The sequence below is a fragment of the Capillimicrobium parvum genome (assembly GCF_021172045.1).
Lineage (GTDB): Bacteria > Actinomycetota > Thermoleophilia > Solirubrobacterales > Solirubrobacteraceae > Capillimicrobium > Capillimicrobium parvum.
Genome location: NZ_CP087164.1, coordinates 4,540,693 through 4,565,795, shown reverse-complemented (window position 1 = coordinate 4,565,795; position 25,103 = coordinate 4,540,693). Strand labels below are relative to the sequence as shown.

23 protein-coding genes are annotated in these 25,103 nt (G+C 72.9%); 18 read left to right on the top strand and 5 right to left on the bottom strand.

Annotated elements, in window-relative coordinates; translation table 11 throughout:
* Positions 1–15: 15 nt before the first annotated feature.
* The 3 genes from DSM104329_RS22210 to DSM104329_RS22200 form a co-directional block, all read right to left on the bottom strand.
* Positions 16–1,734, bottom strand: a complete 1,719-nt coding sequence (locus tag DSM104329_RS22210; protein ID WP_259312041.1) for a hypothetical protein — start codon at positions 1,732–1,734, stop codon at positions 16–18.
* Entirely contained in the window at positions 1,731–2,432 is a 702-nt protein-coding gene (locus tag DSM104329_RS22205; protein WP_259312040.1) for a hypothetical protein, read from the bottom strand. The genes DSM104329_RS22210 and DSM104329_RS22205 overlap by 4 nt, the downstream gene beginning before the upstream one ends.
* 105 nt (positions 2,433–2,537) lie before the next feature.
* On the bottom strand, positions 2,538–3,095 hold the full coding sequence (locus DSM104329_RS22200) for a COG1361 family protein (RefSeq protein ID WP_259312039.1): 558 nt from the start codon (positions 3,093–3,095) through the stop codon (positions 2,538–2,540).
* Between the two features lie 246 nt (positions 3,096–3,341).
* Between DSM104329_RS22200 and DSM104329_RS22195 the strand changes: the two genes are divergently transcribed.
* The 15 genes from DSM104329_RS22195 to DSM104329_RS22125 all read left to right on the top strand — a co-directional run bounded on the left by DSM104329_RS22195 (position 3,342) and on the right by DSM104329_RS22125 (position 20,773).
* On the top strand, positions 3,342–4,082 hold the full coding sequence (locus DSM104329_RS22195) for an MlaE family ABC transporter permease (RefSeq protein ID WP_259316246.1): 741 nt from the start codon (positions 3,342–3,344) through the stop codon (positions 4,080–4,082).
* Positions 4,082–4,876, top strand: a complete 795-nt coding sequence (locus tag DSM104329_RS22190) for an ABC transporter permease (protein WP_259312038.1) — start codon at positions 4,082–4,084, stop codon at positions 4,874–4,876. The genes DSM104329_RS22195 and DSM104329_RS22190 overlap by 1 nt, the downstream gene beginning before the upstream one ends.
* A gap of 5 nt (positions 4,877–4,881) precedes the next feature.
* Entirely contained in the window at positions 4,882–5,781 is a 900-nt protein-coding gene (locus DSM104329_RS22185; RefSeq protein ID WP_259312037.1) for an ABC transporter ATP-binding protein, read from the top strand.
* Complete coding sequence (locus tag DSM104329_RS22180) at positions 5,782–7,125, top strand: MlaD family protein (protein ID WP_259312036.1); 1,344 nt, start codon at positions 5,782–5,784, stop codon at positions 7,123–7,125.
* Positions 7,122–8,801, top strand: coding sequence for an MlaD family protein (locus DSM104329_RS22175; protein WP_259312035.1), 1,680 nt, complete (start codon positions 7,122–7,124; stop codon positions 8,799–8,801). The genes DSM104329_RS22180 and DSM104329_RS22175 overlap by 4 nt, the downstream gene beginning before the upstream one ends.
* Positions 8,802–10,220 (top strand): MlaD family protein, encoded by a 1,419-nt coding sequence (locus DSM104329_RS22170; RefSeq protein ID WP_259312034.1) that lies wholly within the window; start codon positions 8,802–8,804, stop codon positions 10,218–10,220.
* Entirely contained in the window at positions 10,220–12,115 is a 1,896-nt protein-coding gene (locus DSM104329_RS22165) for an MlaD family protein (RefSeq protein ID WP_259312033.1), read from the top strand. The genes DSM104329_RS22170 and DSM104329_RS22165 overlap by 1 nt, the downstream gene beginning before the upstream one ends.
* On the top strand, positions 12,112–13,533 hold the full coding sequence (locus tag DSM104329_RS22160; RefSeq protein ID WP_259312032.1) for an MlaD family protein: 1,422 nt from the start codon (positions 12,112–12,114) through the stop codon (positions 13,531–13,533). Before DSM104329_RS22165 ends, DSM104329_RS22160 begins: the two co-directional genes overlap by 4 nt.
* Positions 13,534–13,577: 44 nt before the next feature.
* Positions 13,578–15,185, top strand: a complete 1,608-nt coding sequence (locus DSM104329_RS22155) for an MlaD family protein (RefSeq protein WP_259312031.1) — start codon at positions 13,578–13,580, stop codon at positions 15,183–15,185.
* Positions 15,186–15,224: 39 nt separating this feature from the next.
* Entirely contained in the window at positions 15,225–17,840 is a 2,616-nt protein-coding gene (locus DSM104329_RS22150) for an efflux RND transporter permease subunit (RefSeq protein ID WP_259312030.1), read from the top strand.
* The gene (locus tag DSM104329_RS22145) at positions 17,837–18,601 is read left to right on the top strand and encodes a TlpA family protein disulfide reductase (RefSeq protein WP_259312029.1); all 765 of its coding nucleotides are present in this window, start codon (positions 17,837–17,839) and stop codon (positions 18,599–18,601) included. Before DSM104329_RS22150 ends, DSM104329_RS22145 begins: the two co-directional genes overlap by 4 nt.
* Positions 18,577–19,182: a hypothetical protein gene (locus DSM104329_RS22140; protein ID WP_259312028.1), complete on the top strand. Its 606-nt coding sequence runs from the start codon at positions 18,577–18,579 to the stop codon at positions 19,180–19,182. The genes DSM104329_RS22145 and DSM104329_RS22140 overlap by 25 nt, the downstream gene beginning before the upstream one ends.
* A 61-nt stretch (positions 19,183–19,243) precedes the next feature.
* A complete protein-coding gene (locus DSM104329_RS22135) occupies positions 19,244–19,723 on the top strand; it encodes a hypothetical protein (protein ID WP_259312027.1) in 480 nt (159 codons plus the stop codon).
* Between the two features lie 10 nt (positions 19,724–19,733).
* Complete coding sequence (locus DSM104329_RS22130; protein ID WP_259312026.1) at positions 19,734–20,348, top strand: hypothetical protein; 615 nt, start codon at positions 19,734–19,736, stop codon at positions 20,346–20,348.
* Positions 20,345–20,773 carry a VOC family protein gene (locus DSM104329_RS22125; RefSeq protein ID WP_259312025.1) on the top strand — a complete coding sequence of 143 codons (429 nt, stop codon included), beginning with the start codon at positions 20,345–20,347 and terminating at the stop codon, positions 20,771–20,773. Before DSM104329_RS22130 ends, DSM104329_RS22125 begins: the two co-directional genes overlap by 4 nt.
* 37 nt (positions 20,774–20,810) lie before the next feature.
* On the opposite strand, the gene DSM104329_RS22120 is transcribed toward DSM104329_RS22125, so the two are convergent.
* Together DSM104329_RS22120 and DSM104329_RS22115 are read right to left on the bottom strand one after the other, a co-directional pair.
* Positions 20,811–21,176, bottom strand: a complete 366-nt coding sequence (locus DSM104329_RS22120) for a hypothetical protein (RefSeq protein ID WP_259312024.1) — start codon at positions 21,174–21,176, stop codon at positions 20,811–20,813.
* 284 nt (positions 21,177–21,460) lie between these two features.
* A complete protein-coding gene (locus tag DSM104329_RS22115; RefSeq protein ID WP_259312023.1) occupies positions 21,461–22,705 on the bottom strand; it encodes an aminotransferase class I/II-fold pyridoxal phosphate-dependent enzyme in 1,245 nt (414 codons plus the stop codon).
* Between DSM104329_RS22115 and DSM104329_RS22110 the strand changes: the two genes are divergently transcribed.
* The 3 genes from DSM104329_RS22110 to DSM104329_RS22100 are packed head-to-tail and all read left to right on the top strand — an operon-like array spanning position 22,706 to position 25,074.
* Entirely contained in the window at positions 22,706–23,827 is a 1,122-nt protein-coding gene (locus DSM104329_RS22110; RefSeq protein ID WP_259312022.1) for a hypothetical protein, read from the top strand.
* A gap of 36 nt (positions 23,828–23,863) precedes the next feature.
* Positions 23,864–24,163, top strand: coding sequence for a hypothetical protein (locus DSM104329_RS22105; RefSeq protein WP_259312021.1), 300 nt, complete (start codon positions 23,864–23,866; stop codon positions 24,161–24,163).
* Positions 24,164–24,177: 14 nt separating this feature from the next.
* Entirely contained in the window at positions 24,178–25,074 is an 897-nt protein-coding gene (locus DSM104329_RS22100; protein WP_259312020.1) for a DNA-3-methyladenine glycosylase family protein, read from the top strand.
* The last annotated feature ends 29 nt before the right edge of the window (positions 25,075–25,103 follow it).

Here is a 25,103-nt window from a genome sequence, read left to right as displayed (position 1 = left end):
TGGTGACGATTCTCGTCAGATCGGCCCGATGCGCAGCACGACCACCAGGATGAACGCGGCGATCGCGATCGCGAGCGCGACGAGCGCCCCGATCCGCTGCGGCTCGAGCGCGCGGTGGCGGCGGACGGTCTGGTCCATCGAGCGGGCGCCGATGCGCGTCGCCCCGGGCGCGAGCCGCTCCGGCTCGCGCTCGTCGGAGATCGCGTGGCGCCGGCGCGGTGGGCGCGACAGGACCCGGACGCCCTCGTCGATGTCGAGCGCCTCGGTCGGGACGACGCTCGGGTCGTGACGGCCGCGCGGGGCGGGCTCCGGACCGAGCGTCGGCGCCTCGGACCCGCGGTCGGGGTCGCGGAATAGGCTGAAGCGCGAGTGCGGCCCGGGGCGACCGGCGACGGTGTGCTGGTCGGTGTCGGGGGCGCCCGGTCCGCCGGCGGGGCGGTCCGGCTGGGCCGGCGACTGGTCCGGGTGGGACGGCGACTGGTCCGACAGGGCCGGCGAGTGGTCGGCTTCGACGGCGGAGTGGCCGGCTTCGGCCGGCGACCGGTCGCCTCGGGCGGCGGAGCGGTCGGCTTCGTCCGGCGAGCGGTCGGCTTCGGCGGCGGCGTCCTCGGCTTCCGCCCGCGAGCGGTCGCCTTCGGCGGCGGGGTCCGGCTCGCCGGAACGGTCCAACGCGCCGGCGACGTCCGGCTCGGCCCCAGGCTGGTCCGCGTACGTGGCCGCGCGCCGCGCCGCCGCCGCCGTCGCCGGGGCGGCCTGCGACCGCTCCCCGCGCAGCGCCTCGAGCTCGGCCCGCGCCGCCTCCAGGTCCCGCCGCGCCGCGGCAACGCCGGCGCGCGCGACGTCGAGATCCGCCTCGTGCTCGCGCTCGGCCTCGGCCAGCGCGGCCTCCCGGTCGGCCTCGGCCGCCGCGATCGCCGACGCGAGCCGGGTCTCGGCGTCGGCGCGCACCAGCGCGAGCTCCGCCGAGAGCTCGTCACGCGCCTGCTGCGTCTCCGCCTGCGCCGCCTCGAGTGCCGCGGCGTGCTCGGTCCGCGCCGCCTCGAGCGCCGCGGCGTGCTCGGTCCGCGCCGCCTCGATCGCCGCCGCATGCGCGGCCTGCACCGCCTCGAGCTTCAGCGCCGCCTCCTGGCCGGCCCGGACGATGTCGCCATCGGCCTCCTCGCGCGCGCGCTGGGCCTCGCTCATCGCCTCGTCGCGGGCGGCCGAAGCGGCCGTCGCCGCGGCGCGGGCCTCGTCGCGCTCCGTGCGCACCTGCCCGAGGTCGTCCTCGACGCGGTGGCGCGCCTCGGCGGCCCGTCGCGCACGGTCCTCGGCCACGGTCACGCGCTCGGACGCCGCGTCCAGCGCCCGGCGCAGCTCGTTGACCTCGCGCGCCAGCCGGGCCATCCGCGGAAGGTCGTCGTCGCCGGCGTCCAGGTTGGGCGCCGGCAGTTCGACGAGCAGGTCGCGCCCGACCGCCAGCACGTACCCGGCCCGATCCACGACGTCCAGCGGCACCGCGAACGACGCGCGCCATGGCACGCCGCGCGGACCGGCGGCGGCGTCCGCCGGACCGCCGACCGGCTCGCACTCGACGTGCTCGTCGCCCTCGACGAGCAGCCGCGGCCGGCGCAGCCCCTGCGCGGTCGCCGCGCTGAAGCGGCCCTCCAGCTCGAGCACGGCCACCGACCCCGTGACCGGCAGGGCGCGGAAGGCGAGGACCTCGAAGGTGGTGGCTGCGGTGGCGGGGCTCACTCGGGCGGCGGTCGATCGGCGGGGGAGAGCGGCTGCGTGCGGTCGGGGTCGTCGCCCATGGCAGGCGGCGGCGTGACGATGGGCTCACGGCGCGGGCGCGCCGAACCGGACGAGCCGGACGAGCCGGACGAACCGGACGAACGCGTCCCACCCTTGCCCCACAGCCCGCTTCGCCGCCCCTCCGCGGACTCCTGCTCGTGCGCTCCGGCGTCGTGCGCCCCGCGCGATCCGCCCGGACCGCGGCCGCCCGAGCCGCCTTCGTCACCCGCGCGCGCGTCGACCGCCGCGGTGCGCCGGCGCCGCTCGCGCTCGGACACGTCGATCGTCACCGAGATCTGCGCGAGCGCCATGACCGCCCCGATCACCATCACCGCGCTGCCCCCGAGCGCGATCCACGCGCCGATCTCGCGGGTCGCGTCGCGCGCCGCCGGCGGGGGATCGAGGATCTGGGCGATCACGATGAGCGCGACGATCCCGCAGATCCAGCCGAGCCGCGTGGTCGGCGCGCTCGCGCCCGACGCCTCGGCGCCCGCCACCACGAGAGCCGCGACCGCCAGGGCGAGCAGCGCCCAGTCGACGATCTCGAAGACGTCCCACGCCCTCAGCCCCGGGCTGTACCACTCGAGGAACAGGCTGACGAGCACCGCGATGGCGCCGATGGCGACAAGCGCCGTGCTGAGATCGAAGTTGCGCCGCAAGACAGGCCTCCCGGAGGTCGTAGGCCGTCACAGTAACGACGGCCGCGATCGGGGTTACCCGCCGCAGCGCTCACTGCAGCGCTCAGGCGACGCGCGGCGCCTGTCTCACTTGTCGACGACGTCGCCCGTCTGCGGGTCGACCGTCGCCTGCGCCGGGGCGTCCGAGACCCGCACCGTGAACTTGCCGGTCGGCAGCCCGCCGCCCTTCGTCCGGGCCTTCGCCTTGCCGTGCAGTCCCGCCGCGACCGTCCACGTGAGGCTGTGCGTGCCGGGCGTGGCCGGCGTCAGCCGCCACGTCAGCGACTTCGTCGCGCCGGCGTCGAGCTTGCCGACCGTCCACGTGAAGTCGTAGGCGGTGTCCGCCGCCGTCGGCGAGTCGGCCACGATCCAGACCGGCTGACGCGCATCCGCGAGGCCGGGCTGGTCGTTCGCGGACGAGATGCCGTCGAGGCTGACGGCGAGATTGGGGATCGTGCGATCGCCCGTGTTCCTGACGGCGATGGTCAGCTCGGCCGGCGCCGAGATGCTCTGATCCTTCGGGAAGTCGGCGGACACGACGTCGAGGTCGTACGTCGCGCTCTTCTCCGCGTGATCCTGCCGCTCGCCGCCCCCGCAGCCGGCCAGAAGCGCGCAGCATGCCGTCAACGCGAGGACCCCTCTCACGGGCGGGGACGCTAGCACTCGATCGAGTCGGTCAGGCACCGCAAGTTTCGTTCCCGTTCTGCGTCTCAGTTGAACGGTTGCGGTTTGGCAGCGATCCGGGTAGTCCCATACGATCCGGCCCGCCGTGGGGGAACAGCACGATTCCCAAGCGGATCCGGGGAACTCCTGAGGGGGGTGATGATGGTCAGAGACGTCGCCGATCGAGCGTTCTTGCCGACGAAGAACCTGCTCGAAGAGGTGGGCGACATGATGATCCTGACGGGGAAGACGATCATGTCCGCCCTCCGTCCGCCCTACCCGTACGGCGGCGAGTTCGTCAGCCAGTTCCTGTTCGCGCTGAAGCTCTGCTGGTTCCCGCTGCTCGTCAGCACGGTTGCCTTCGGCTACGGCGCCCCGGGGCTGCAGGCGGCGAACTTCCTGGTCCTCTTCGGCGCGCTCGACCGTCTCGGCGGCTTCTTCGTGCTCGCGTCGATCCGCGAGTTCGCGCCGTTCGTCACCGCGATCGTGCTCGCGGGCGTCGCCGGCACCGCCATCACCGCCGACCTCGGCGCCCGCAAGATCCGCGAGGAGCTCGACGCCCTCCAGGTGCTCGGGGTCGACCCGGTGAAGAACCTCGTCGTGCCGCGGTTCCTCGCCCTCATGCTGGTCACGGGTCTCTTCGACATCTACGCGTTGCTGTTCGGCATCTTCGGCGGCATCGTCGCGACGCTCGTCAACGGGGCGCCGCTCGGCCCGTTCTGGGCGACCTTCTTCACGAACGCGTCGACCACCGATCTCTGGGGCTCCGTCCTCAAGTGCACGATGTTCGGCGCGATCATCGCGATCGTCTGCTGTTACAAGGGGATGACCGCGTCCGGCGGCGCGGAAGGGGTGGGCCGCGCCGTCAATCAGGCGGTCGTCATCGCCTTCCTGGGCGTGTTCGCGTTCAACTACGTCTTCACGCAGACGCTGCTGGCCACGCACCCGGAGATCCAGGTGATCAGGTAGTGGGCTGGCTGACCGTCCCGCGCGACTGGTTCGCGTCGTTCGGCGAGATCGCCAAGTTCTGCGGCCGGATCCTCGGCCAGGTCTACAGCCTGCGCGTCTTCCGGTTCTTCGGCGAGGCGCTGCGCCAGGCCGGCATCCTGATCGTCTCCTCGACGATCGTCATCTGGGGCCTCGTCTTCATCATCGGCCTGCAGTGCGGCATCGAGGGCGCGTACTTCAACCGCGCCGTCGGCTCGCCCTCGTACGCCGGCGTCTTCGCCGCATGGTGCGACCTGCGCGAGCTGGTGCCCTACGCGTTCGGGTACATGATGGCCGCGAAGGTCGGCACGGGCATCGTCGCCGAGCTCGGCTCGATGCGGATCTCCGACGAGATCGACGCGCTCGAGGTCATGGGCATCGACTCGGTCCTGTTCCTCTGCGCGACACGGCTGCTCGCGGCCTGGATGGTCCTGCCCTTCATGTACCTGGCGGCGATCGGCGCCGGGTTCTTCGCGTCGTACCTGGCGGTGGTCGAGCAGATCGGCGAAGTCTCGAGCGGCGGCTACTTCCTCATATTCTGGATGTTCCAGAACCCGCCCGACCTGCTCTACAGCATGATCAAGGCGATGGTGATGGCCACCGCGATCGTGCTCGTCGGCTGTTACTACGGGTACAACGCGAGCGGCGGTCCGGTGGGAGTCGGCACCGCGACGGCGAAATCCATGGTGTTGAACATCGTGCTCGTGCATCTCATCGGGATGCTCGGCACGCAGGTCTTCTGGGGCGCCAATCCACGCGCCCCGATCGGAGGGTGAGCAAGGTGGCTGACGACAAGCGAGACGAACCGCGTCCGGACGACGCAGCCGAGCCGCCCGGCGAGCGCCTCTCGATCGTCAGCGAGCCCCGCGACCGCGCGGACGACGACGAGTTCAAGTGGCACACCGGCGTGCAGCGCCCGACCGGCGTGCAGGACGCGATCGAGTTCGTCGACGTCCACAAGGCGTTCGGGCGCAACAAGATCCTGCGGGGCCTGAACATGGGCATCCCGGAGGACAAGATCTCGATGATCCTGGGGCCCTCGGGCACCGGCAAGTCGGTCTGCATCAAGCACATGGTCGGGCTGCTGTATCCCGACCAGGGCGACGTCATCGTGCACGGAGAGTCCGTTCCGAACATGCACGACGACGAGCTCTTCGACATGCGCAAGAAGTTCGGCGTCCTCTTCCAGGACGGCGCGCTCTTCGGCTCGATGAACCTCCTCGACAACGTCGCCTTCCCCCTGCGCCAGCACACGGACAAGGGCGAGGACGAGGTCATGGAGATCGTCCAGCGCCGCCTGCGCGAGGTGGGCCTGGCCGACGCGGGCGACAAGATGCCCAACGAGCTCTCGGGCGGCATGCGCAAGCGCGCCGGGTTCGCGAGGGCGCTGGTCCTGGACCCCGACATCGTGCTCTTCGACGAGCCCGACTCGGGCCTCGATCCCGTCCGCACCGCGCTGCTGTGCGAGCTGATCAAGGAGATCCACGACGAGAACGGCGGCGCCTACGTCGTGATCACGCACGACATCATGAGCGCCCGCCGCGTGGCCGAGCACATCTCGGTGCTGTGGAAGGGGCGGATCGTCGAGTCCGGCCCGGCCGAGCAGCTCTTCGACTCCGACAACGCCTTCGTCCGCCAGTTCCTGTCCGGGGACTCCCAGGGTCCCCTGGGCATGGAGTGAATGACCCTCAGCCGCGGCATCGCCCTGCTGGCCCTGGCCGCCGCCATCGCGGTCGTGGCCTTCCTGCTCCTGCGCGGCGGCGGCCGGCACGAGTACAGCGTGGTGTTCACCAACGCGGGCCAGCTCGTCAAGGACGACGACGTCCAGGTCGGCGGCCGGCGCATCGGCTCGGTGCGCGACATCACGCTGACGAAGGACAACCAGGCGAAGGTCAAGATCGCGGTCGACAACGCCTACGCGCCGCTGCGCGAGGGCACGACCGCGCTGATCCGCCAGACCTCGCTCTCGGGCGTCGCCAACCGCTACATCACGCTGACGATGGCGCCGAACAACGCGAAGGCGCTGCCGGACGGGGCCACGATCGACTCCGTGAAGACCACCGCCCCGGTCGACCTCGACCAGCTCTTCGACACGCTCGACCCGAAGACGCTCAAGGCGCTGCAGGAGGTCATCCAGGGCTCCGCGACGCAGTTCGCCAACAAGGGTGAGCAGGCCAACCAGGCGGCGCTGTACTTCAACCCGGCGCTGTCGACCACCCGGCGGGTCGTCAACGAGCTCACGCGCGACCAGCAGGCGCTCAGCGACTTCCTGGCCAACGGCGCCACGGTCACGCGCGCGCTGTCGGAGCGCGGCAACGACCTGACGAACCTCGTGACGAACGCGAACCTGACCGCGAAGGCGATCGGCGACGAGCGCGCCGCGCTGGTGACGGACCTGCAGCAGCTGCCGCTCACGCTGCGCCGGGCGAACTCGACGTTCGTCAACCTGCGCTCGACGCTCGACGACCTCACGGTGCTCGTCGACGCGTCCAAGCCGGCCACGAAGGACCTCGCGCCGTTCTTCCGCGCGCTGCGCCCGCTCGTGCGCGACGCGCGCCCGACGGTCGCCGATCTGCGCACGCTCATCTCGCGCTCGGGCAGCGACAACGACCTCATCGACCTGCTGAACAAGACGCCGGCGCTGGAGCAGGCGGCCGAGCCGGCGTTCGCGAGCTCGACGCAGGCGCTGCGCAAGAGCCTGCCGGTGCTGACGTTCATCCGCCCGTACACGCCGGAGCTCGTCGGCTTCCTGCGCGACTTCGGCCAGGGCGCCTCCAACTACGACGCCAACGGCCACTACGCGCGCATCCAGCCGATGTTCACGCCGTTCAGCTTCACGAGCAACCCGGCGGGCGGCCTGCTCACGCCGCAGAGCCCGGTGTCGCGCATCACCGGCACGTCGACCGGCAACGTCGTGCGCTGCCCGGGCGCCGCCAGCCAGCCCGCGCAGGACGGCTCGGCGCCGTGGCGCGACACCGACGGCAAGCTCGACTGCGACCCGACCCTGGTGCTGCCCGGGCCATGAGGCGCGTCGCCGGCATCGCCCTGGTCATCGCCGCCGCGGTGGTCGTGGTCGTCGTCGCCGTCGTCCTCACACGGGGCGGCGAGGACGACACCTACCGCGTGCGCGCGATCTTCGACTCGGCGTTCTCGGTGATCCCCGGCGAGGACGTCAAGGTCGCCGGCGTCAAGGTCGGCAAGATCGAGTCGCTCGAGGTCACGCCGGAGAAGAAGGCCGCGGTCGTCCTGCGCATCGACAAGCCCGGCTTCGGCGACTTCCGCAAGGACGCCAGCTGCATCATCCGGCCGCAGTCGCTGATCGGCGAGAAGTTCGTCGAGTGCACGCCGACGCAGCCGCGCGAGGACGGCCAGAACCCGCCGCCCCCGCTGCAGCGCATCGAGAAGGGCGACGGCAAGGGGCAGTACCTGCTGCCCGTCAGCAACACGATGCGCAACGTCGACCTCGACCTGATCAACAACATCTACCGGCTCCCCGAGCGCCAGCGGCTCACGATCATCCTCAACGAGCTCGGCACCGGCCTCGCGGGGCGCGGCGCGGACCTCAACGAGGTCATCCGCCGCGCGAACCCGGCCCTGCAGGAGACCGACAAGGTCCTCGCCATCCTGCGCCGGCAGAACCAGGTCCTGGCCGACCTCGCCCGCGATTCGGACACGGTCCTGGCGCCGCTGGCGACCCGCCGCACGCAGGTCGCCGACTTCATCGAGAAGGCGCGCAACGTCTCGCAGGCGACCGCCGAGCGGCGCGGCGCGCTCGAGGACAACTTCCGCCGGCTGCCGAGGTTCCTCGAGGAGCTGCGCCCGACGCTCGTGCGCCTGGGCGGCCTCTCCGACGAGATGACGCCGGTGCTCCAGGACCTCGGAGCGCAGGCGCCGAACATCAACCGCCTCATCGAGCAGCTCGGCCCGCTGTCGTCCGCCGCGCGCCCCGCGGTCCGCTCGCTCGGCGACGCCGCCGTCGTCGGCACGAAGGCGATGCGCGAGATCCGCCCGATCACGCAGGACATCAACGACCTCGCCGCGTCCTCGGCGCCGCTGGCCCGCGATCTCGACGAGCTCCTGGTCAGCCTGCGCGACACGGGCGGCATCGAGCGGGCGATGGACTACCTGTTCTTCCAGATGACGTCGATCAACGGGTTCGACGCCTCCGGCCACTACCTGCGCGCCGGGCTCATCATCAACGCCTGCGCGACCTACGCGATCGAGCCGACGATCGGCTGCCTGGCGACGTTCAACAGCGGAGGCGGCGAGGCGCGCGCCGTGGCCGCGAGCAACGGCGGGTCCGGGCGCTCTCTGTACCTCAAGCGCCAGGACGCGCTGCTGCACGGCATGCCGATCGACGAGGTCCTACGCCGCTACCCCGAGCCGGGCGGCCGCGACCGTGCGGCCGGGCGCGGCAGCGGCTCCGGCGACGCCGCCGTCGCCCAGCCCGTGAGCGGCGGCGGCGCCTCGGGCAGCCCGATCCGCATGCCCGACGCGGTGCTGCCCTCCAGCGGCGGCGAGCCGCAGCCGGATCCGGCGCCGTCGTCCGGCGCGCCCGCCCCGGGCGCCGCGCCCGCGGCGACGCCGACCGCCGCTCCGCAGCCGTCGCCCTCGTCGAGCGACCCCGCCCAGGCCCAGGCTCCGGCGTCCGCCTCGGCGACGACCCGGCTGCTGGACTACCTGCTCGGAGGCGGTGGGTAGATGGGCGGTCGTCGTCGCTCGAGCTCCATCGCGGCCAACCCGGTCCTGATCGGCGCCGCCACGGTCCTGGTCATCCTGGTCGCCGTCTTCCTCGCCTACAACGCGAACAACGGCCTGCCGTTCGTGCCGACGTACCAGCTGAAGGTCGACGTGCCCAACGCGGCGAACCTCGTGCGCGGCAACGACGTCCGGGTCGGCGGCACGCGCGTCGGCGCCGTGGCCGACATCGTGCCCAAGCGCAGCAAGGACGGCACGTACTACGCGCAGCTCACGCTGAAGCTGCAGCGCAGCGTCGACCCGCTGCCGAAGGACTCGACGTTCCTCGTGCGCTCGCGGTCGGCCCTGGGCCTGAAGTACGTCCAGATCACGAAGGGCACGTCCGAGGACGGCTGGAGCGACGGCGCCACGGTCAGCGTCGCCCACGCCAAGCCGGAGCCGGTCGAGATCGACCAGGTCCTCAACATGTTCGACGAGCAGACGCGGCAGGCCTCGCAGGTCAACCTCAACGAGTTCGGGCTCGCGCTCGCCGGCCGCGGCCAGGACCTCAACGTGGCCATCGAGGAGCTCGACCCGCTGCTGAAGAACCTCGTGCCGGTCATGCAGAACCTGTCGGACAACCGCACGCAGCTCGGGCGGCTGTTCCAGTCGCTGGAGCGCGCCGCGTCGATCGTCGCGCCCGCGGCGCAGACGCAGGCCGACCTGTTCGTCAACCTCGACACGACGTTCTCCGCGCTGTCGGACGTGCGCGGCGACATCCAGGACTCGATCGAGGGCGGCCCGGCGGCGCTCGACGCGGCGATCCAGGGCTTCCCGCGCCAGCGGCCGTTCCTGGCCAACTCGCAGGCGCTCTTCCACGAGCTGCGGCCCGGCGTGCGGGCGCTGCGCACCGCCGCCCCCATCCTCGCCGACGCCTTCGAGGACGGCACGCGGACGCTGCCGCGCACCGTCGCGCTCAACCAGCGGCTGACGAGCACGTTCAACTCGCTCGTCGCCTTCGCCGAGGACCCGAACACGAAGCTCGGCGTCGACGACCTGCAGACGACGTCGGACATCCTGCGCCCGACGATCGCCTACCTGAAGCCGGCCCAGACCGTCTGCAACTACATGACGCTCTGGTTCCGCAACATCGCGAGCCTGCTCTCCGACGGCGACGCGAACGGGACGTGGCAGCGGTTCATCATCGTCGCCGCGCCGCAGGGCCCGAACAACGAGGGCGGCCCGGCGTCCAAGCCCGCCGCCGGCCCGAACCGCGACAACTACCTGCACACGAACCCGTACCCGAACACGAGCTCGCCGGGCCAGCCGGCCGAGTGCGAGGCGGGCAACGAGCAGTACCTGCCCGGCCGCACCGTGATCGGCAACGTGCCGGGCACCCAGTCGCAATCGACCGCGAAGACGAAGGCGAGCCTGACCGACTGATGGCACGCGCCTCCAAGTCCAAGTCCGACGCCAACCGGATCCCGCGCAAGGACCGGCGCGGCGTCAACCCGGTCGCGGTCGGCGTCGTGCTGCTCGTCGTCATCGGGATCATCTGCTACTTCGGCTTCACGAAGTCCGTGCCGTTCACGCACGGCTTCCGGGTCAACGCCGTCTTCGAGAACGCGAACTCGATCCGCAAGAACTCGCCGGTGCGCATCGCGGGCGTCAACGTCGGCAAGGTCACGAAGATCGAGCGCTGGCAGGACACCAACGCGTCCGTGGTCACGCTGGAGCTCCAGGACAAGGCGCTGCCGATCCACAAGGACGCCACCGCGAAGATCCGGCCGCGCATCTTCCTCGAGGGCAACTTCTTCGTGGACCTGCAGCCGGGGACGCCGAGCTCGCCGACGCTCGGCGACGGCGACTCGCTGCCGATGACCCAGACCGCCTCGCCCGTGCAGCTCGGCGACGTGCTGACGTCGCTGCAGTTCGACACCCGCAAGTCGCTGCAGACGGTCCTCGACGAGTACGGCAGCGCGCTGACCTCGAAGCCGACGCCGGCCGACGACGCCCAGGCCGACCCGGACACCCGGGGCGAGACGGCGGCGCAGTCGCTCAACGACAACTTCGACTACGCGGGACCGGCGCTGAAGAACGCCTCGATCGTCAACCAGGCGGTCCTCGGCGTGCAGCCCGACGACCTCGGCGAGTCGATCGCCAGCCTCGCGAAGGTCACCGGAGCGCTGGGACGCAACGAACGCCAGCTGCAGGACTTCGTCACGAACTTCAACGCGACGATGAAGATCTTCGCCGACGAGTCGACGAACCTCCAGACGACGATCCGCGAGCTGAGCCCGACCCTGCGGATCACCAACCGCACGCTGGCCGACCTCAACGACGCGTTCCCGCCGACGCGCGCGTTCGCCCGCGAGATCCTGCCGGGCGTGCGCGAGACGCCGGCGACGATCACCGCCAGCTTCCCGTGGATCAAGCAGACCCGCGCCCTCGTGCAGCCGTCGGAGCTGCAGGGCGTCGCCCGCGAGCTCAGCCCGGCGACGAGCGACCTGGCCAAGACGATCGACGGCACGCTGCAGCTGCTGCCGCAGGCCGACCTGCTGAGCAAGTGCGTGACGAAGGTGATCCTGCCGACCGGCGACATCGTCATCCAGGACGGCGCGCTGAGCACCGGCAAGGAGAACTACAAGGAGTTCTGGTACGCCCTGGTCGGCCTCGCCGGCGAGGGCCAGAACTTCGACGGCAACGGCATCTACGTCCGCTTCCAGCCGGGCGGCGGCATCCAGACGGTCTCGACCGGCAAGGGCTCGCTGTCGGGCGAGGAGCTCTTCGGCCGAAACGACCTGGCGCCGATCGGCAACCGGCCGGTCTATCCGGGCCGGCGCCCGCCGTACCGGCCCGACGTGCCGTGCTACACGCAGAAGATCCCGGACCTCAACGGCGCTGCCACCGGCCGGCCCGACGCGTCGACGGAGAGCACGCCGCCGCCGCTCGGCGACGCGACCGGCACCGTGGCGCCGCTCGTCGGCACCGTCGGCGACATCCTCAACGGGCTCACGCAGCAGGTCGTCTCGCTGGCCGACCAGACGCTGCCGCCCGGCCCGATCGGCGGGATCCCCGAGACGGCCGGCAACACCGTCACGACGGCCACCGGCGCGCTGCCCGCCGGGCGTTCGGCGTCGCGGCGGGCGGCGGCGCGGCGTGCGGCGGCCCGCCGGCGCTCCGCCAAGCTGCGGACGGCCCGGACGCGCTCGGCGCCCCGGATCTCCCGGGACGACGTCGCCGGGCAGCTGCTCGACCGCCTGAACCCGTTCCGGGCGGCCGGGGTGGGGCGGACGGCGAGCAGGGGCGCCAGGTCCGCGGCCAGGAGCGGCGGATGACCCGCGCCGTCCGCAACCACTGGAAGGACTTCGCGGCGCTCCTCGTGCTGCTCGTCGTCGCGATCGGCGTCGGCAGCTACATCCTGTCGCACCAGCGGCTGTACCTCCCCGACTGGGTGCCGGTCATCGGCTCGGACTTCGTGGACCGCAAGCTCGAGCTCTCCACGGCGCAGGCGATCACCCCGGGCCAGGGCCAGGAGGTCGCGATCGCCGGCGTGAAGGTCGGCGAGGTGGGCAGCGTCGAGCTCAAGGACGGCCGCGCCGTGGTGACGATGAAGATCCACCGCGGCGACGCGACGCTCTACAGGAACGCGACCGCGCTCGTGCGCCCGAAGACCGGGCTCAACGACATGACGATCCAGCTCGATCCCGGCACGAAGGACGCCGGCAAGGCGGCCGACGACTGGGTCATCCCGATCAGCCAGACCGCGCCGACGGTCAACGTCGACGAGATCCTCGCGTCGCTCGACGTCGACACGCGCGACTACCTGCAGATCCTGCTCGGCAACGCGGCACAGGGCCTCGACGGCAACGCGAACAACCTGGCCAACACGTTCCGGCGCTTCGAGCCGACCAGCCGCGACGTCCTGGAGATCACGCGACTCCTCGCCGAGCGGCACGACAACATCAAGCGCTCGATCCACAACTTCCGCCTGCTCACCGAGGCGGTGGCGACGAAGGACGACGAGCTCGCCCAGCTCGTCGACTCCTCCAACGCGGTCTTCCAGGCGTTCAACAACCAGGACCGCGCGCTGCGCTCCACGCTGCAGCAGCTGCCGCCGACGCTGAACGTCGCGCAGACGAACCTCGCCAAGGCCGACCGGCTGGCCCAGACGCTCGGGCCGACGCTGCAGGCGCTGCGGCCGGGCGCGCGGGCCCTCGGTCCCTCCCTGCGCCAGCTGCGCCCCTTCCTGGTCGAGTCGACGCCGATCATCCGCGACAAGATCCGGCCGTTCGCGCGGGAGTCGCTGCCGACGGTGAAGATCCTGCGGCCCGCGGCGCGGAACCTCTCGAAGCTGACGCCGGACCTCACGAGCGCGCTGAAGGTCGTCAACTACCTCGTCAACGAGCTGGCCTACAACCCGCCCGGCGACGCCGAGGAGGGCTACCTGTTCTGGGCGGCGTGGACGAACCACGCCGGCGCGTCGGTGTTCGCGACGCAGGACGCGCAGGGCCCGATCCGCAAGGGCATGGTGCTCGCCTCCTGCTCGACGCTGCAGACGCTGCCGAACATCGCGCGCGCCAACCCGCAGCTCGGCGTCCTCATCCAGATGCTCAACCCGGTGAGCGCGCGGCAGGCGTGCTCGAGCTCGACCGGGGCGGGCAGCCCGACGCCGCCGAGCTCGACCGGCACGGGCACGCAGGGCGAGACGAGCCCGGCGGCGACGACCGCCTCGGCCAAGGGGGGTGCGGGCTAAGTGGTCACTCCCGCACATCCCCGTACCGCCGGGAGGGACCACTGATGCAGAAGCAGGCCCCGACCCTCGGCCGGCTCCTCGTCATGGCGGGCTTCACGCTCTCCTGCTTCGGTCTGCTGCTCTTCCTGTGGCTGGCCTTCGGCGGCCCGATCCCGCTGGCGCCGAAGGGCTACCGCTTCTCGACCTCGTTCGGCGAGGCGACCCAGCTCGCCAAGGAGGCCGACGTCCGCATCTCCGGCGTGTCCGTCGGCAAGGTCAAGGAGATCAAGACGACCGCGAGCGGCCGGTCGGAGACGATCATCGAGCTCGACAAGCAGTACGCGCCGATCCCGAAGGACACGAAGGCGATCCTGCGCCAGAAGACGCTGCTCGGCGAGACCTACGTCGAGCTGACCCCGGGCACCCCGAAGAAGGGGATGCTGCCCGAGAACGGCAACCTGCCCGCGTCGCAGGTCTCGCCGACCGTCGAGCTCGACGAGATCTTCCGCGCGTTCGACTCCAAGACGCGCGAGGACTTCCAGATCTGGATGCAGCAGCAGGCGGTCGCGCTGACCGGTCGCGGCAAGGACCTCAACAGCGCGCTGGGCAATCTCGCGCCGTTCGCCTCGGACACCGACACGCTCCTGCGCATCCTCAACGCGCAGTCCGGCGACGTGCGCCAGGTCGTCAAGGGCACAGGCGACGTCTTCGACGCGCTCACCGCGCGCGACGACCAGCTGCGCTCGCTCATCGAGAACTCCAACCGCGTCTTCTCGACGACGGCCCAGCAGGACCGCAACCTCCAGGACATCTTCCGGATCCTGCCGACCTTCGAGAAGGAGTCCGAGCAGACGGTCAAGCGGCTGACCGAGTTCGCCGACAACAGCGATCCGCTCGTGACCCAGCTGCGCCCGGCGGCGCGCGAGCTGTCGCCGACGCTGCAGGAGCTGCAGGGCCTGGCGCCCGACCTGCGCGCGCTGTTCCGCGACCTCGGCCCGCTCGTGGACGCCTCGAAGGAGGGCCTCCCGGCGCTCGACCGCTTCCTCGCCCAGCTCTCGCCGTTCCTGGGCGAGCTCGACGCGCCGCTGGCGCAGCTCAACCCCGCGCTGAGCGGCCTCGGCTACTACAAGCCCGAACTGACCGCGTTCTTCGCGAACGTCGTGGCCGCGACCCAGGCCAGCGGCCCGGTGTCGGACGGCTCGCTCGTGCACTACCTGCGCACGATGAACCCGATCAACCCGGAGAACCTGGCGATCTACGCCAACCGGCTGCCGACGAACCGCCCGAACCCGTACACGCTGCCCGGCACGTTCGACCAGATCGCGCAGGGACTCCCGTCGTACGAGACGCGCCAGTGCGGGTCCGGCGTCCCGATGCTCCTCGCGCCCAACCAGCTGACCGGCGCGATCGGCGGGGCGACGAACGAGCTGACGCCGCTGCTGCCCGAGTCCTTCCAGAACCTCACGCAGGAGCAGGCCGACCAGCTCATCGCGACCCTCAGCACGTTCATCACGCCGGCGCTCCAGAACGACATCTTCAAGTTCGCCTTCAGCGGGGTGACGACCGCGATCGCGCCGCCGTGCAAGCAGCAGGGCCTGTTCCCGACGCGCGCGGGGACGACCCAGTACCCCCACATCAGCGCCGCCCCGAACGGGCACACCCCGGGCCCGTGAGGTGCGTCGCGGCGCCGCGACCGCGCGTACCCTGAGCTCGTGACGGCGAGCCCGCTGCAGCGCCTCGTCGCGTGGGTCGCGCGGCGGCCATGGATCGTCCTCGCCGTGATGCTGGCGCTCTCGGCGGGCGCGGTGACGCTCGCCGCGCTGACCCTGCGGCCGTCGAGCAGCGCCGACACGCTGATCGGGCGCTCCACGGACACCTGGCAGGCGACGGAGCGCTATCACGAGCGCTTCGGCGACGACGCCATCTACGTGCTCGTGCGCGAGGACCTGCGCAAGCTGCTGCTGACGACGGACCTGGAGACCGTGCTCGGGCTCGAGGGCTGCCTGGCGGGCAACCCGCCCTCGGGCGCGACGCCGGCCGGCGGGACGAACGGGCCGTGCGGCCGCCTCGCCGAGACGAAGCCGGTGCAGGTGGTCTACGGGCCCGGGACGTTCGTCAACGAGTCCGTCCGCCAGATCGGCGACCAGTTCAGCGCCCAGTCCACCCAGCGCGCGGCGCAGGCCGAGCAGGCGGCCGAGGCCGCCTACAAGCTGGCCCGCAAGCGCGGCTACGACGTCGCGCGGGCCAGGACGTTCGCCCAGCAGGCGCGCCGGCTCGTCGAGGCGGAGTTCACGCGCGACGTCCTGGCGCTCGCGCTCAAGTACGGGCTGACGGGCGTGCCGCAGCTCAACGACACGAGCTTCGTCACGAAGCTCGTCTTCCGCGACGCGGCACAGGGGTTGCCGAAGGAGCGCTTCGCCTACCTGTTCCCGAGCCGCGCCACGGCGCTCATCCAGGTCCGGCTGAAGCCCGGCCTGTCCGACGACGAGCGGCGCGACGCGATCGCGCTGGTGCGCAGCGCGGTGGCGATGCCCGACTGGCGGCTGAGCGGCGGCGGCCGGTACGTGACCACGGGTGCGCCGGTCGTGCTCTCGGACCTCGGCGACGAGCTGACGCACTCGCTCGTCGTGCTGCTCGTGGCGGCGCTGGTGATCATGGCGGTGACGCTCGCGGTGGTGTTCCGGGCGCGGCTGCGGCTGCTGCCGCTCGTCGTGGCGGGCTGCGCGGCCGGACTGACCTTCGGCGCGCTCGCGCTGACCGGGCTGCCGCTCACGATGGCCTCGATCGGCGTGCTGCCGGTGCTGATCGGCCTGGCCGTCGACTACGCGATCCAGTTCCAGTCGCGGACCCGCGAGGAGGGCTCGCCGGTGCGGGCGGCCCGGGTGGGCGCGCCGGCGATCCTCACCGCCGGGCTCGCGACCGCGGCGGGGTTCCTCGTGCTCGGCCTCTCGCCGGTGCCGATGGTGCGCGAGTTCGGGCTGCTGCTCGTGGCGGGCGTCGTGATCGCGCTCCTGTGCACCCTCACCGTGGGGGCGGCGGCGCTGGCGATCGCGGAGCGCCGGCCGCCGGCGGCGCGCGGGGCGGCGGGGGCGCTGGCCGCGGCGGCGCGGGGCGCCGACGAGCTCCTGCGCGACAACGCGCTCGCCCGAGGCGTGCGGCGGGCCGGACGGGGAGCGTCGGCGTGGATCGTCGGCGCGGCGCTCGGGCGCGGGCGGCGGGTCGTCGTCGTGGCCGTGCTGCTGGCGCTGGCGGGCTGGGGTCTGGAGACCCAGCTGAAGGTCCAGTCCGACGTCAACCGGCTCGTGCCGCAGGACCTCACCGCGCTCTCGGACCTGCGGGAGCTGCAGGAGTCGACCGGTGTCGGCGGCGAGATCGACGTGATGGTGTCGGCGGACGACCTGACCGACCCGTCCGTGCTCGAGTGGATGTCGGCGTACCAGGACCGCGTCCTCGAGCGCTACGGGTACGGCGGCGCCCAGGGGTGCGGGGAGGCGACCCTGTGCCCGGCGTTCTCGCTGCCCGACCTGTTCTCGGGCGGCACGGGCGGCCTGCAGCGCTCCGACGTCAGGGCGCTGCTCGACGCGGTGCCGCCGTACTTCTCGCAGGCGGTCATCACGCCCGACCAGACGGCCGCGACGCTGGCGTTCGGCATCCGCCTCATGCCGCTCGACGAGCAGCAGCGGGTGATCGAGACGATGCGCGACGAGCTCGACCCGCCGCCGGGGGTGACCGCCCAGCTCGTCGGGCTGCCGGTGATCGCGTCCGAGGCCAACGCGGCGGTATCGGAGCCGTGGCGCCGGGTCGCACTGCTGCTCGGCGGCCTTCTGGCGGTCACGCTGGTCCTGATCGTGGCGCTGCGGTCCGTGCGGCGCGCGCTGGTCCCGCTGGTGCCGATCGCCCTGGCGACCGGGTGGTCGGCGCTCGTGCTCTTCGCCTTGAGGGTGGAGCTCAACCCGATGTCGGTCACGCTCGGCGCGCTCGTCGTGGCGATCTCGACCGAGTTCAGCGTGCTGCTGGCCGAGCGCTACCGGCAGGAGCGCGCGGGCGGCTTCGGCGAGCGCGAGGCGCTCGAGCGCACGTACCGCTCGACGGGCCTCGCGGTGCTGGCGTCGGGCATCACCGCGATCGCGGGCTTCGCGGTGCTCATCGTCTCCGACATACAGATGCTGCGCGACTTCGGGTGGGTGACGGTCGTGGACCTGGCGGTGTCGCTGCTCGGCGTCCTGGCGGTGCTGCCGGCGGTGCTCGTGCTCGCCGAGCGGCGGGCGCCGACGCACGGCGCGCCGAGCGGCCGGCGGGCGCGCCCGGAGCGGGCGGCGGCGCCGTGAGCGGCCCGCTCGACTTCCCCGAGGACCGCCGCGACGCCGAGGACGGGCCGGCCGGTGCGCGGGCGGCGGGGCCGGAGCCGGCGGCGGGGCCCGCCCGGCCGCCTGGGCCGGGGGGAGGCAGGCGCCGGCGCTACGGCTGGCTGATCGGCATCGTCGCGCTCGTCGCGATGGCCTGGATCCTCGTCAACACGCTGCGCACGGAGGGCGTCTCGTCGAGCGGGGTGCGGCCGGGGGCGAAGCTGCCGCCGTTCGCCGTCCCGCTCGCCCTCGGCGACCTCGACGGCGACGCGAACGTGGCCCGGCGCGCCGGATCCGGGCCGGCGGGCAGCCGGCCCGCGTGCGCGGTGCGCGGGCCGCAGATCCTCAACGTCTGCCAGCTCGCCGAGCGCGGCCCGGTGGTGCTCGCATTCCTGGCGACGCGCGGCGGGGACTGCACGACGGCGCTGGACCGGCTCGACCGGGTCCGCGGCGAGTTCCCCGGCGTGCAGGTCGCCGCGGTGTCCGTGCGCGGCGACCGGTCCGACCTGCGCCGCCTCGTCCGCGACCGCGGCTGGGGCTTCCCGGTCGGCTACGACCGTGACGGGGCGGTGGCGAACCTGTACGGCGTGGCGGTGTGCCCGCAGACCACGTACGCCTACCCGGGCGGGGCGGTGAGGGCGACGACGATCGGCGAGCAGTCGGTGGCCGATCTGCGCGCGAGCCTGCGCCGGCTGGTGGCGACGTCCCGGGAGCGGGGATGGCGGGCGCCGGCCCGAGGCTGACCGAGGGGCGGGTCGCCGAGCCCCTGCGCGCCGAGTTCCCCGGCCTGCGGCTGCGCTCCGTGCGTATGGCGTCCACGCCGCGCCGCTCGCCGCCGGAGGTCCGCGACCGCCTGCGCACCCTGTCGGACCGCATGCACGGCGCGCGGGCGGTGGCCATGCGCAGCGAGCCGGTGCCGCACGCCCATCGCGTGTTCTTCCGCCACGTCGGCCTGGACCCCGACGTGCAGCGGGTGCCCGCCGAGGCGGCGCTCGTGGAGCGCCTGTTGCGCGGCGGCTACGAGTCGCGCGGCCTGCCCGCCGACGCGCTGCTGATCGCGCTCGTCGACACCGGGGTGGCGGTGTGGGCGGTCGATGCGGCGAAGGCCGCCGAGCCGCTGGAGCTGCGCCCCGAGGCCGAGGGCGGCCGGCTGGTCGTCGCGAGCGCCGCCGGCCCGGTCGCGCCGCTCTTCGCCGCTCCGGACGGTGCGCTCGCCCCCGACCGCGCGACCCGGGAGCTGCTGCTCTACGCGGTGCAGGTCCCGAACGTCCCGGACCTCTACGTCGAGGAGGCGCTGTGGACGTGCGTGGAGCTGCTCGAGTAGGCCGCACCGCGGGGAGCGGACCGGTGCTGTCGCGCCGGGGTCGGAGGAGTACGATCCCGGCATGGCGCAGGCGCTGCTTGCCGCACCGCAAACGGGTGCCGCCGACCGGGTCGAAGGCGAGGCCGCCGCCCGCCGTGCGCTGCGCGCCCAGGTCGGCCGCCTCGAGCGCGAGCTCAGCGCGCTGGCGGTCAGCGCGTTCCCGCGTGAGGTGGTCGTCGCGGTGCCCGCCGCCCGCGCCGGCTGCCCGCGGCTGTTGTCCTTCGGCGAGCTCGAGGCGCTGCGCGACCGGCTCTCCGCCCGGGTCGCCGACGCCCGCTCGGCGCTCGCCGAGCGCACCGCCCGCGAGGAGGAGGCGCGCGCGCTGCTCGAGCAGATGCTGCTCGAGCCAGGCCGCCACCGCTTCGTGAAGGTCGCGAACGCCGATCGCGGCGTCGGCGGCTGCGGCGTCTGGCACGTGCGGCCGCGCCTCGGTCTCATCGGCATGCTCATGGGCTGGTGGCAGGTCAAGCTGTCCTCCGGCTGCCCGTTATCGCCCGCGTGAGCCGCAGCTGATGGGCCGCCGCAGCCGCAAGCGCTCGGCCTCAGCGCCCGCCGCGTCGCCGCCGGGCCCCGCGATCGCGCGCGACGCCGCCGAGGCGACTCCGCCGCGCGCCGCCGGCACGACCGACCCGGTCGCCACGCCGCGCGCCGCCGGCACCCCCGCCGGCACGACCGACACGGTCGCCACGCCGCGCGGCGCCCGCACCACGACGCCTCGCCGGCCCCCGGCCCCGCCGACCCGGCGCGCGCGCCTCGAGGACGCCCCCAAGGCGCCCTGGAGCCCCTTCCCGCTCGTCGAGCTGACGATCCTGTTCGGCATCGTCCTGATCGTCCTCGGGTTCGCCGGGGTGGCCGACCGCCGGGCGCTGTTCCTGGTCTGCGGCTTCGCGCTCGTGACGCTCGCCGCCCTCGAGCTCTCCCTGCGCGAGCACTTCGCCGGATACCGTTCGCACTCGACGCTGCTGGCCGGCGCCGCCGCGGTCGTCGTCGACGTGCCGCTGTTCTTCCTGACGAGCCTGCCGCAGGAGGTCCTGCTGATCGTCGGGGTCGCCGTCTTCGGCGTCGCGTTCTACGGGCTGCGGTCGGTCTTCCGCCGTCGGACCGGGGGCATAGGGTTCCGGGCGTGACCGATACCTCCGGCGAGCCCCGGCGCATGCGCATCACGGGCCTGCACCACGTGACGCTCATCACCCGCAACCTCGACGCCACCACGTCCTTTTACCGCGACCTCCTGGGCCTCGCGCTGGTCGAACAGGCCGCCAACGAGGACGACCCCGACGCCCGCCACTTCTGGTTCGGCGACGCCGAGGGCCGGGCCGGCACGCTGCTGTCGTTCCTCGAGTACCCCGCGATGCCCGAGGGCTCGGTGGGGGTCGGCTCGACCCATCACCTGGCGCTGGCCGTCGACTCGTCGGAGGAGCTCGATGCGTGGCGCGACTACCTGCGCGGCCGCGGCGTCCAGACGACGGACGTCTTCGAGCGCGGCCGCTTCCGCTCCCTGTACCTGCGCGACCCCGACGGGCACATCCTCGAGCTCGCCACGCGCGTCTGACCGCAGGCGCGCGCGGCGAGGTCGAAGCCGCCGCGTGTCAGGCCATGGCGGGGACGCCGGCGGTGGGCGCCATCTGCTGAGCGAGGTGGTCGGCGCCCAGCTGCTCGGCCACCATCCGGCGCTGGCGATCGGTGAGCGACCCGATCGTCTTCGTCTCCGTCAGCGTGGCGTGGGCGAGGAATCGGCGGCAGCGGGTCCTGCCCCACCGCCGCTGGCTGATCAGGAGATCGGCCACCGTCATGCTCTCCGCCTGCCACGGCGACTCGAGCACGACGTCGGCCGCCGTGAGCTCACCCTCCGCGACGCGACGCTTGAGCTCCGCCCGAGCGAGGCGAACCTCGTTGGCCCGTTGCAGGGCCCGCAGGTGCTGCGGGTCGCCGGCGGTCGTCGCTGACGCGATCATGCTCCCTCCCCGCCGCCCCGGCACCCGGCCGGACCGGCTTCGTCGTGTACGGGTCGCGTAGACGGCGCGGGCACGGGCAAGGCTCGCCCTTCGGGCCGGCCTCTTCTGCGAAGACTTCCCCGAGCGAGTCGGCCCTCTACCGCCTCGCTCAACTCTCCTTCCCCGTGCGTCGTCCGGACGCATTCGCAAGGTACGCCGCGCCCGGCGGCCGTTTCAACTACGGGAAACCTGGAACATGCGCTCCGAGCGCACTTTTCGTGCCATCCCTCGACACGGGGTCGAGATCACCGCGCCGCGGTGGGCAGTGGTCCGTGTTCGGCCTCGAAGGCCTGCTTGACGGAGGCGAACGCGTCCAGCGCACGCTCCAGCGTGGCCTCGTCGTGGGTCGCCATCACGCTCGTGCGCAGAAGGGCCCCGCCGGGAGGGACCGCCGGGTGGATGGCGACGTTGACGAAGACGCCGGCGTCGTAGAGCGCTCGCCACAGGAGGGCGGCTTTCCAGTCATCCTCGACGAGCACGGGGACGACCGGTGTGACGATGTCGTGATCGATCGTCTTGAAGCCGCGCTCGCGCAGGCCGTCCCGCAGGTACCGGGCGTTGGCGAGCACGCGGGCGAAGAGCTCGGGCCCTTCCGGCGAGCGCACGATGCGCAGCGCGGCGAGGGCCGCGCCGAGCGCCGCCGGCACCCCCGACGCCGTGAAGATGTAGGCGCGGCTGGAGATCCGCAGGAACTCCACGACCTCGGCGCTGCCGGCGACGAACCCGCCGCAGGACGCCAGCGACTTCGAGAACGTGCCCATCCGCAGGTCGACGCGGTCCTCCACGCCGAGCAGCTCCGACGCTCCCGCACCACGCGCGCCGAGCACCCCGGCGCCGTGCGCCTCGTCGACCATGAGCCGGGCGCCGTAGCGCGCACACAGGTCGCAGATCTCCACCAGCGGCGCGACGTCGCCCTCCATCGAGTACACGCCGTCGACCACCACCAGGATCCCGCCGCCGTCCCCCTGGGCGCGCTCGAGCGCCTTCTCCATCTTGTCGAGCTTGTTGTGGCGGAACGGGCGCATCTTGGCCCGCGAGAGCATCACGCCGTCGAGGATCGACGCGTGGTCGCCGGAGTCGACGATCACGGTGTCGCCCGGCGCGAGGATCGTGCCGAGCGTGCCGACGTTGGCCTGGTGGCCGGTGGTGAAGACGATGCAGTCCTCGGTGCCCATCCACTCGGCGAGCTCGCGCTCGAGCTCGACGTGCAGGGCGGTCGTGCCGTTGAGCAGGCGCGAGCCGGTCAGGCCCGTGCCGTAGTCGTCGAGCGCCCGCCGCGCGCCCTGGACGACCCGCGCGTCGCCGGTCAGCCCGAGGTAGTTGTTCGAGCCGAGCATCACGCGATCGGCGCCCTCCATCTCCACGACGGGCCCGGCCGGCCCGGTCAGGACGCGGAAATAGGGAAGGAGATCGGCCTCCCGGGCCGCGCGCAGCTGCTCGGCGCGCTCGTGGCCGCGGACCTTGGCGAAGACGTCTACGGTGGTGGGCATATGAGCCTTGAGATCCGGGCGGTGGCGTCGCACCGCGAGATTCGGGAGTTCATCGAGCTCCCGTACCGGCTGCACTCTACCTCCCCGCAGTGGATCCCCCCGCTGCGCCTGGAGCGGCGCCTGTTCCTGTCGCGCAAGCACAACCCGTTCTTCACGCACGGCGACGCGCGGCTGTTCCTGGCCCGCCGCGACGGGCGCGTCGTGGGCCGCATCAGCGCCCAGATCAACCACCCGTTCAACGAGGTCCACGACAACGCGTGGGGGATGTTCGGCTTCCTCGAGATGGAGGACGACCCCGAGGCCACGCGCGCCCTGCTCGACGCCGCGGCCGGGTGGCTCCGGGCCCGCGGGCGCGACCGCATGATCGGCCCGATGGACTTCACGATGAACGACGAGGCGGGCCTGCTGATCGAGGGCTTCGACCGCGACCCGATGATCAAGCAGCCGTGGCAGCCGCCGTACTACCAGCCGCTCGTCGAGGGCGCCGGCATGGACAAGGCCATGGACCTGCTGATGTGGGAGCTGGAGATCGCCGACCGGTCCAAGGTGCGCCCGATCCTGTTCCGGCTCGCGGAGGAGGCGAACACGAAGCACGGCGTGGCCGTGCGCAAGATGAGCCGGCGCACGCTGCGGGCCGACCTCGACATGTTCGCCGACGTCTACAACCACGCGTGGGCCGAGAACTGGGACTTCGTGCCGTACTCCGAGGAGGACCTCGACGCCCTCGCGCTCGAGTTCCAGCTCGTGTTCGACTCGAACTGGTTCATGATCGCCGAGAAGGACGGTGAGGCGATCGGCGCGGCGATCTCCGTGCCGGACATCAACCAGGTGCTCAGGAAGATGAAGGGCCGGCTGCTGCCGTTCGGCTGGTGGCACTACCTGCGCCGGAGGCGGACGATCGACCGTGTCCGCGTCGGCTTCCTCGGAGTCAAGCCGGAGTACCAGTACACGGGCGCGGCCGCGCAGCTGTACATCGAGAACTTCGACATGGGCGCCGCGACGCGCTGCTCGTGGGGCGAGATGGGCTGGATCCTCGAGACGAACACGGCGATGAACCGCGGCATGGAGGCGATGGGCGGGCGGGTCGTCAAGCGCTACCGCGTCTACGAGCGGACGCTTTGAGGTTGACCGCCTGACCCACTGCTAAGGTCGCGAACGATGGCCGACCAGGAGCTGACCCAGACCGATTCCGAGCCCGAGGTGGTCGACGGCGTCGTCGTGCGCGAGGCCGCGCCGATCGAGCGCCGCTCGGCGGCGCCGGTGTCCGTGCAGGCCGCCGCGGTGGCGGGCGCCAGCATCGTCGTGGGCGCGACCGCCGTCGCGCTGGTGCGCGGCGCGCTGCGCATGACGCGCCGGCCGCGCCCGCTGCGGCTCGGCGGCCGGGGGCGGCGCGGACGGTTCGACGTCGTCGCCACCCGCACGTTCCTCGTCGACGTCCACCTCGTCGACCGGCGCTGAGCGGCGCGCGCGTCGTGCCGGGGCCGCCCGAGGTCCGCGTCGAGGTCCGCCCGCCGTGGCCGTTCCGGCTGCGCCGGCAGGGCGGTATGGACGGTGTGCAGCGCTGCCGGGACGGGGTCCTGCACCGCCTGCTCCACGTGGAGGGCGTGCCGGTGGTGGTGCGGGTCGCCCAGCCCGCCGCCGACCGGGTGGTCCTCGGCGCCGCCGCCGAGTCCCCGGACGCGGCGCGGGAGGCGATCGCCCGCATGCGCTTCGCCATCGGCGTCGACGACGACCTGCGCCCGTTCTACGAGCGCTTCCGCTTCGATCCGCTCATCGGCCGCTCCGTGCGGTCTGCGCCGCACATGCGCATCCGCCGCCGGCCGGAGCCGTTCGAGGCGCTCGCGTGGGCGATCTGCGAGCAGCTCATCGCCTTCGAGGACGCCGCCGCGATCCAGCGCGAGATCGTCCGCTTCTGCGGCCCCCGCTGCGAACGGACCGGCCTGCGCGACGTCCCCGGCGCCGCGGCCGTGGCGGGCCTCGCGCCCGCGCGCCTGGAGTCCTTCGGCCTGACCGCCACCCGCGCGCAGGCGCTGGTCCGCGCGGCGCGCGAGGTCGCCCGGGGGCGCGTCGACCTGCGCGCGGGCGACCACGAGCGCGGCTGGGCGCGGCTGCGGGCGATCCGCGGCATCGGGGCCTGGACCATCGAGTTCCTCGCGCTCTACGGCCAGGGCCGCTACGACCAGCTGCCCGCCGGCGACCTCGCCTACCGCAAGCTCGTCGGGCGGCTGCGGGCGGGCGGCAACCCGGCCGCGCGCGCCGAGGAGGACGAGGTGCGCGAGTTCTTCGCACCGTACGGCGAGTGGGCCGGGCTGGCGGGCGCGCACGCGATCGCCGGCGCCGTCCGCGGCGCCCGCGCGCTGGCGGCGTAGCCGGCTCGAGAGCAGGGCGGCGGCCACGC

Excerpts from the sequence above, each read along its gene's own strand:
- DSM104329_RS22155 (WP_259312031.1), top strand. The coding sequence starts at position 13,578 with ATGCAGAAGCAGGCCCCGACCCTCGGCCGGCTCCTCGTCATGGCGGGC.
- DSM104329_RS22170 (WP_259312034.1), top strand. The coding sequence starts at position 8,802 with ATGGGCGGTCGTCGTCGCTCGAGCTCCATCGCGGCCAACCCGGTCCTG.
- DSM104329_RS22110 (WP_259312022.1), top strand. The coding sequence starts at position 22,706 with ATGAGCCTTGAGATCCGGGCGGTGGCGTCGCACCGCGAGATTCGGGAG.
- DSM104329_RS22130 (WP_259312026.1), top strand. The coding sequence starts at position 19,734 with ATGGGCCGCCGCAGCCGCAAGCGCTCGGCCTCAGCGCCCGCCGCGTCG.
- DSM104329_RS22135 (WP_259312027.1), top strand. The coding sequence starts at position 19,244 with ATGGCGCAGGCGCTGCTTGCCGCACCGCAAACGGGTGCCGCCGACCGG.
- DSM104329_RS22180 (WP_259312036.1), top strand. The coding sequence starts at position 5,782 with ATGACCCTCAGCCGCGGCATCGCCCTGCTGGCCCTGGCCGCCGCCATC.
- DSM104329_RS22115 (WP_259312023.1), bottom strand. The coding sequence starts at position 22,705 with ATGCCCACCACCGTAGACGTCTTCGCCAAGGTCCGCGGCCACGAGCGC.
- DSM104329_RS22165 (WP_259312033.1), top strand. The coding sequence starts at position 10,220 with ATGGCACGCGCCTCCAAGTCCAAGTCCGACGCCAACCGGATCCCGCGC.
- DSM104329_RS22175 (WP_259312035.1), top strand. The coding sequence starts at position 7,122 with ATGAGGCGCGTCGCCGGCATCGCCCTGGTCATCGCCGCCGCGGTGGTC.
- DSM104329_RS22140 (WP_259312028.1), top strand. The coding sequence starts at position 18,577 with ATGGCGGGCGCCGGCCCGAGGCTGACCGAGGGGCGGGTCGCCGAGCCC.
- DSM104329_RS22105 (WP_259312021.1), top strand. The coding sequence starts at position 23,864 with ATGGCCGACCAGGAGCTGACCCAGACCGATTCCGAGCCCGAGGTGGTC.
- DSM104329_RS22195 (WP_259316246.1), top strand. The coding sequence starts at position 3,342 with ATGATGATCCTGACGGGGAAGACGATCATGTCCGCCCTCCGTCCGCCC.
- DSM104329_RS22120 (WP_259312024.1), bottom strand. The coding sequence starts at position 21,176 with ATGATCGCGTCAGCGACGACCGCCGGCGACCCGCAGCACCTGCGGGCC.
- DSM104329_RS22160 (WP_259312032.1), top strand. The coding sequence starts at position 12,112 with ATGACCCGCGCCGTCCGCAACCACTGGAAGGACTTCGCGGCGCTCCTC.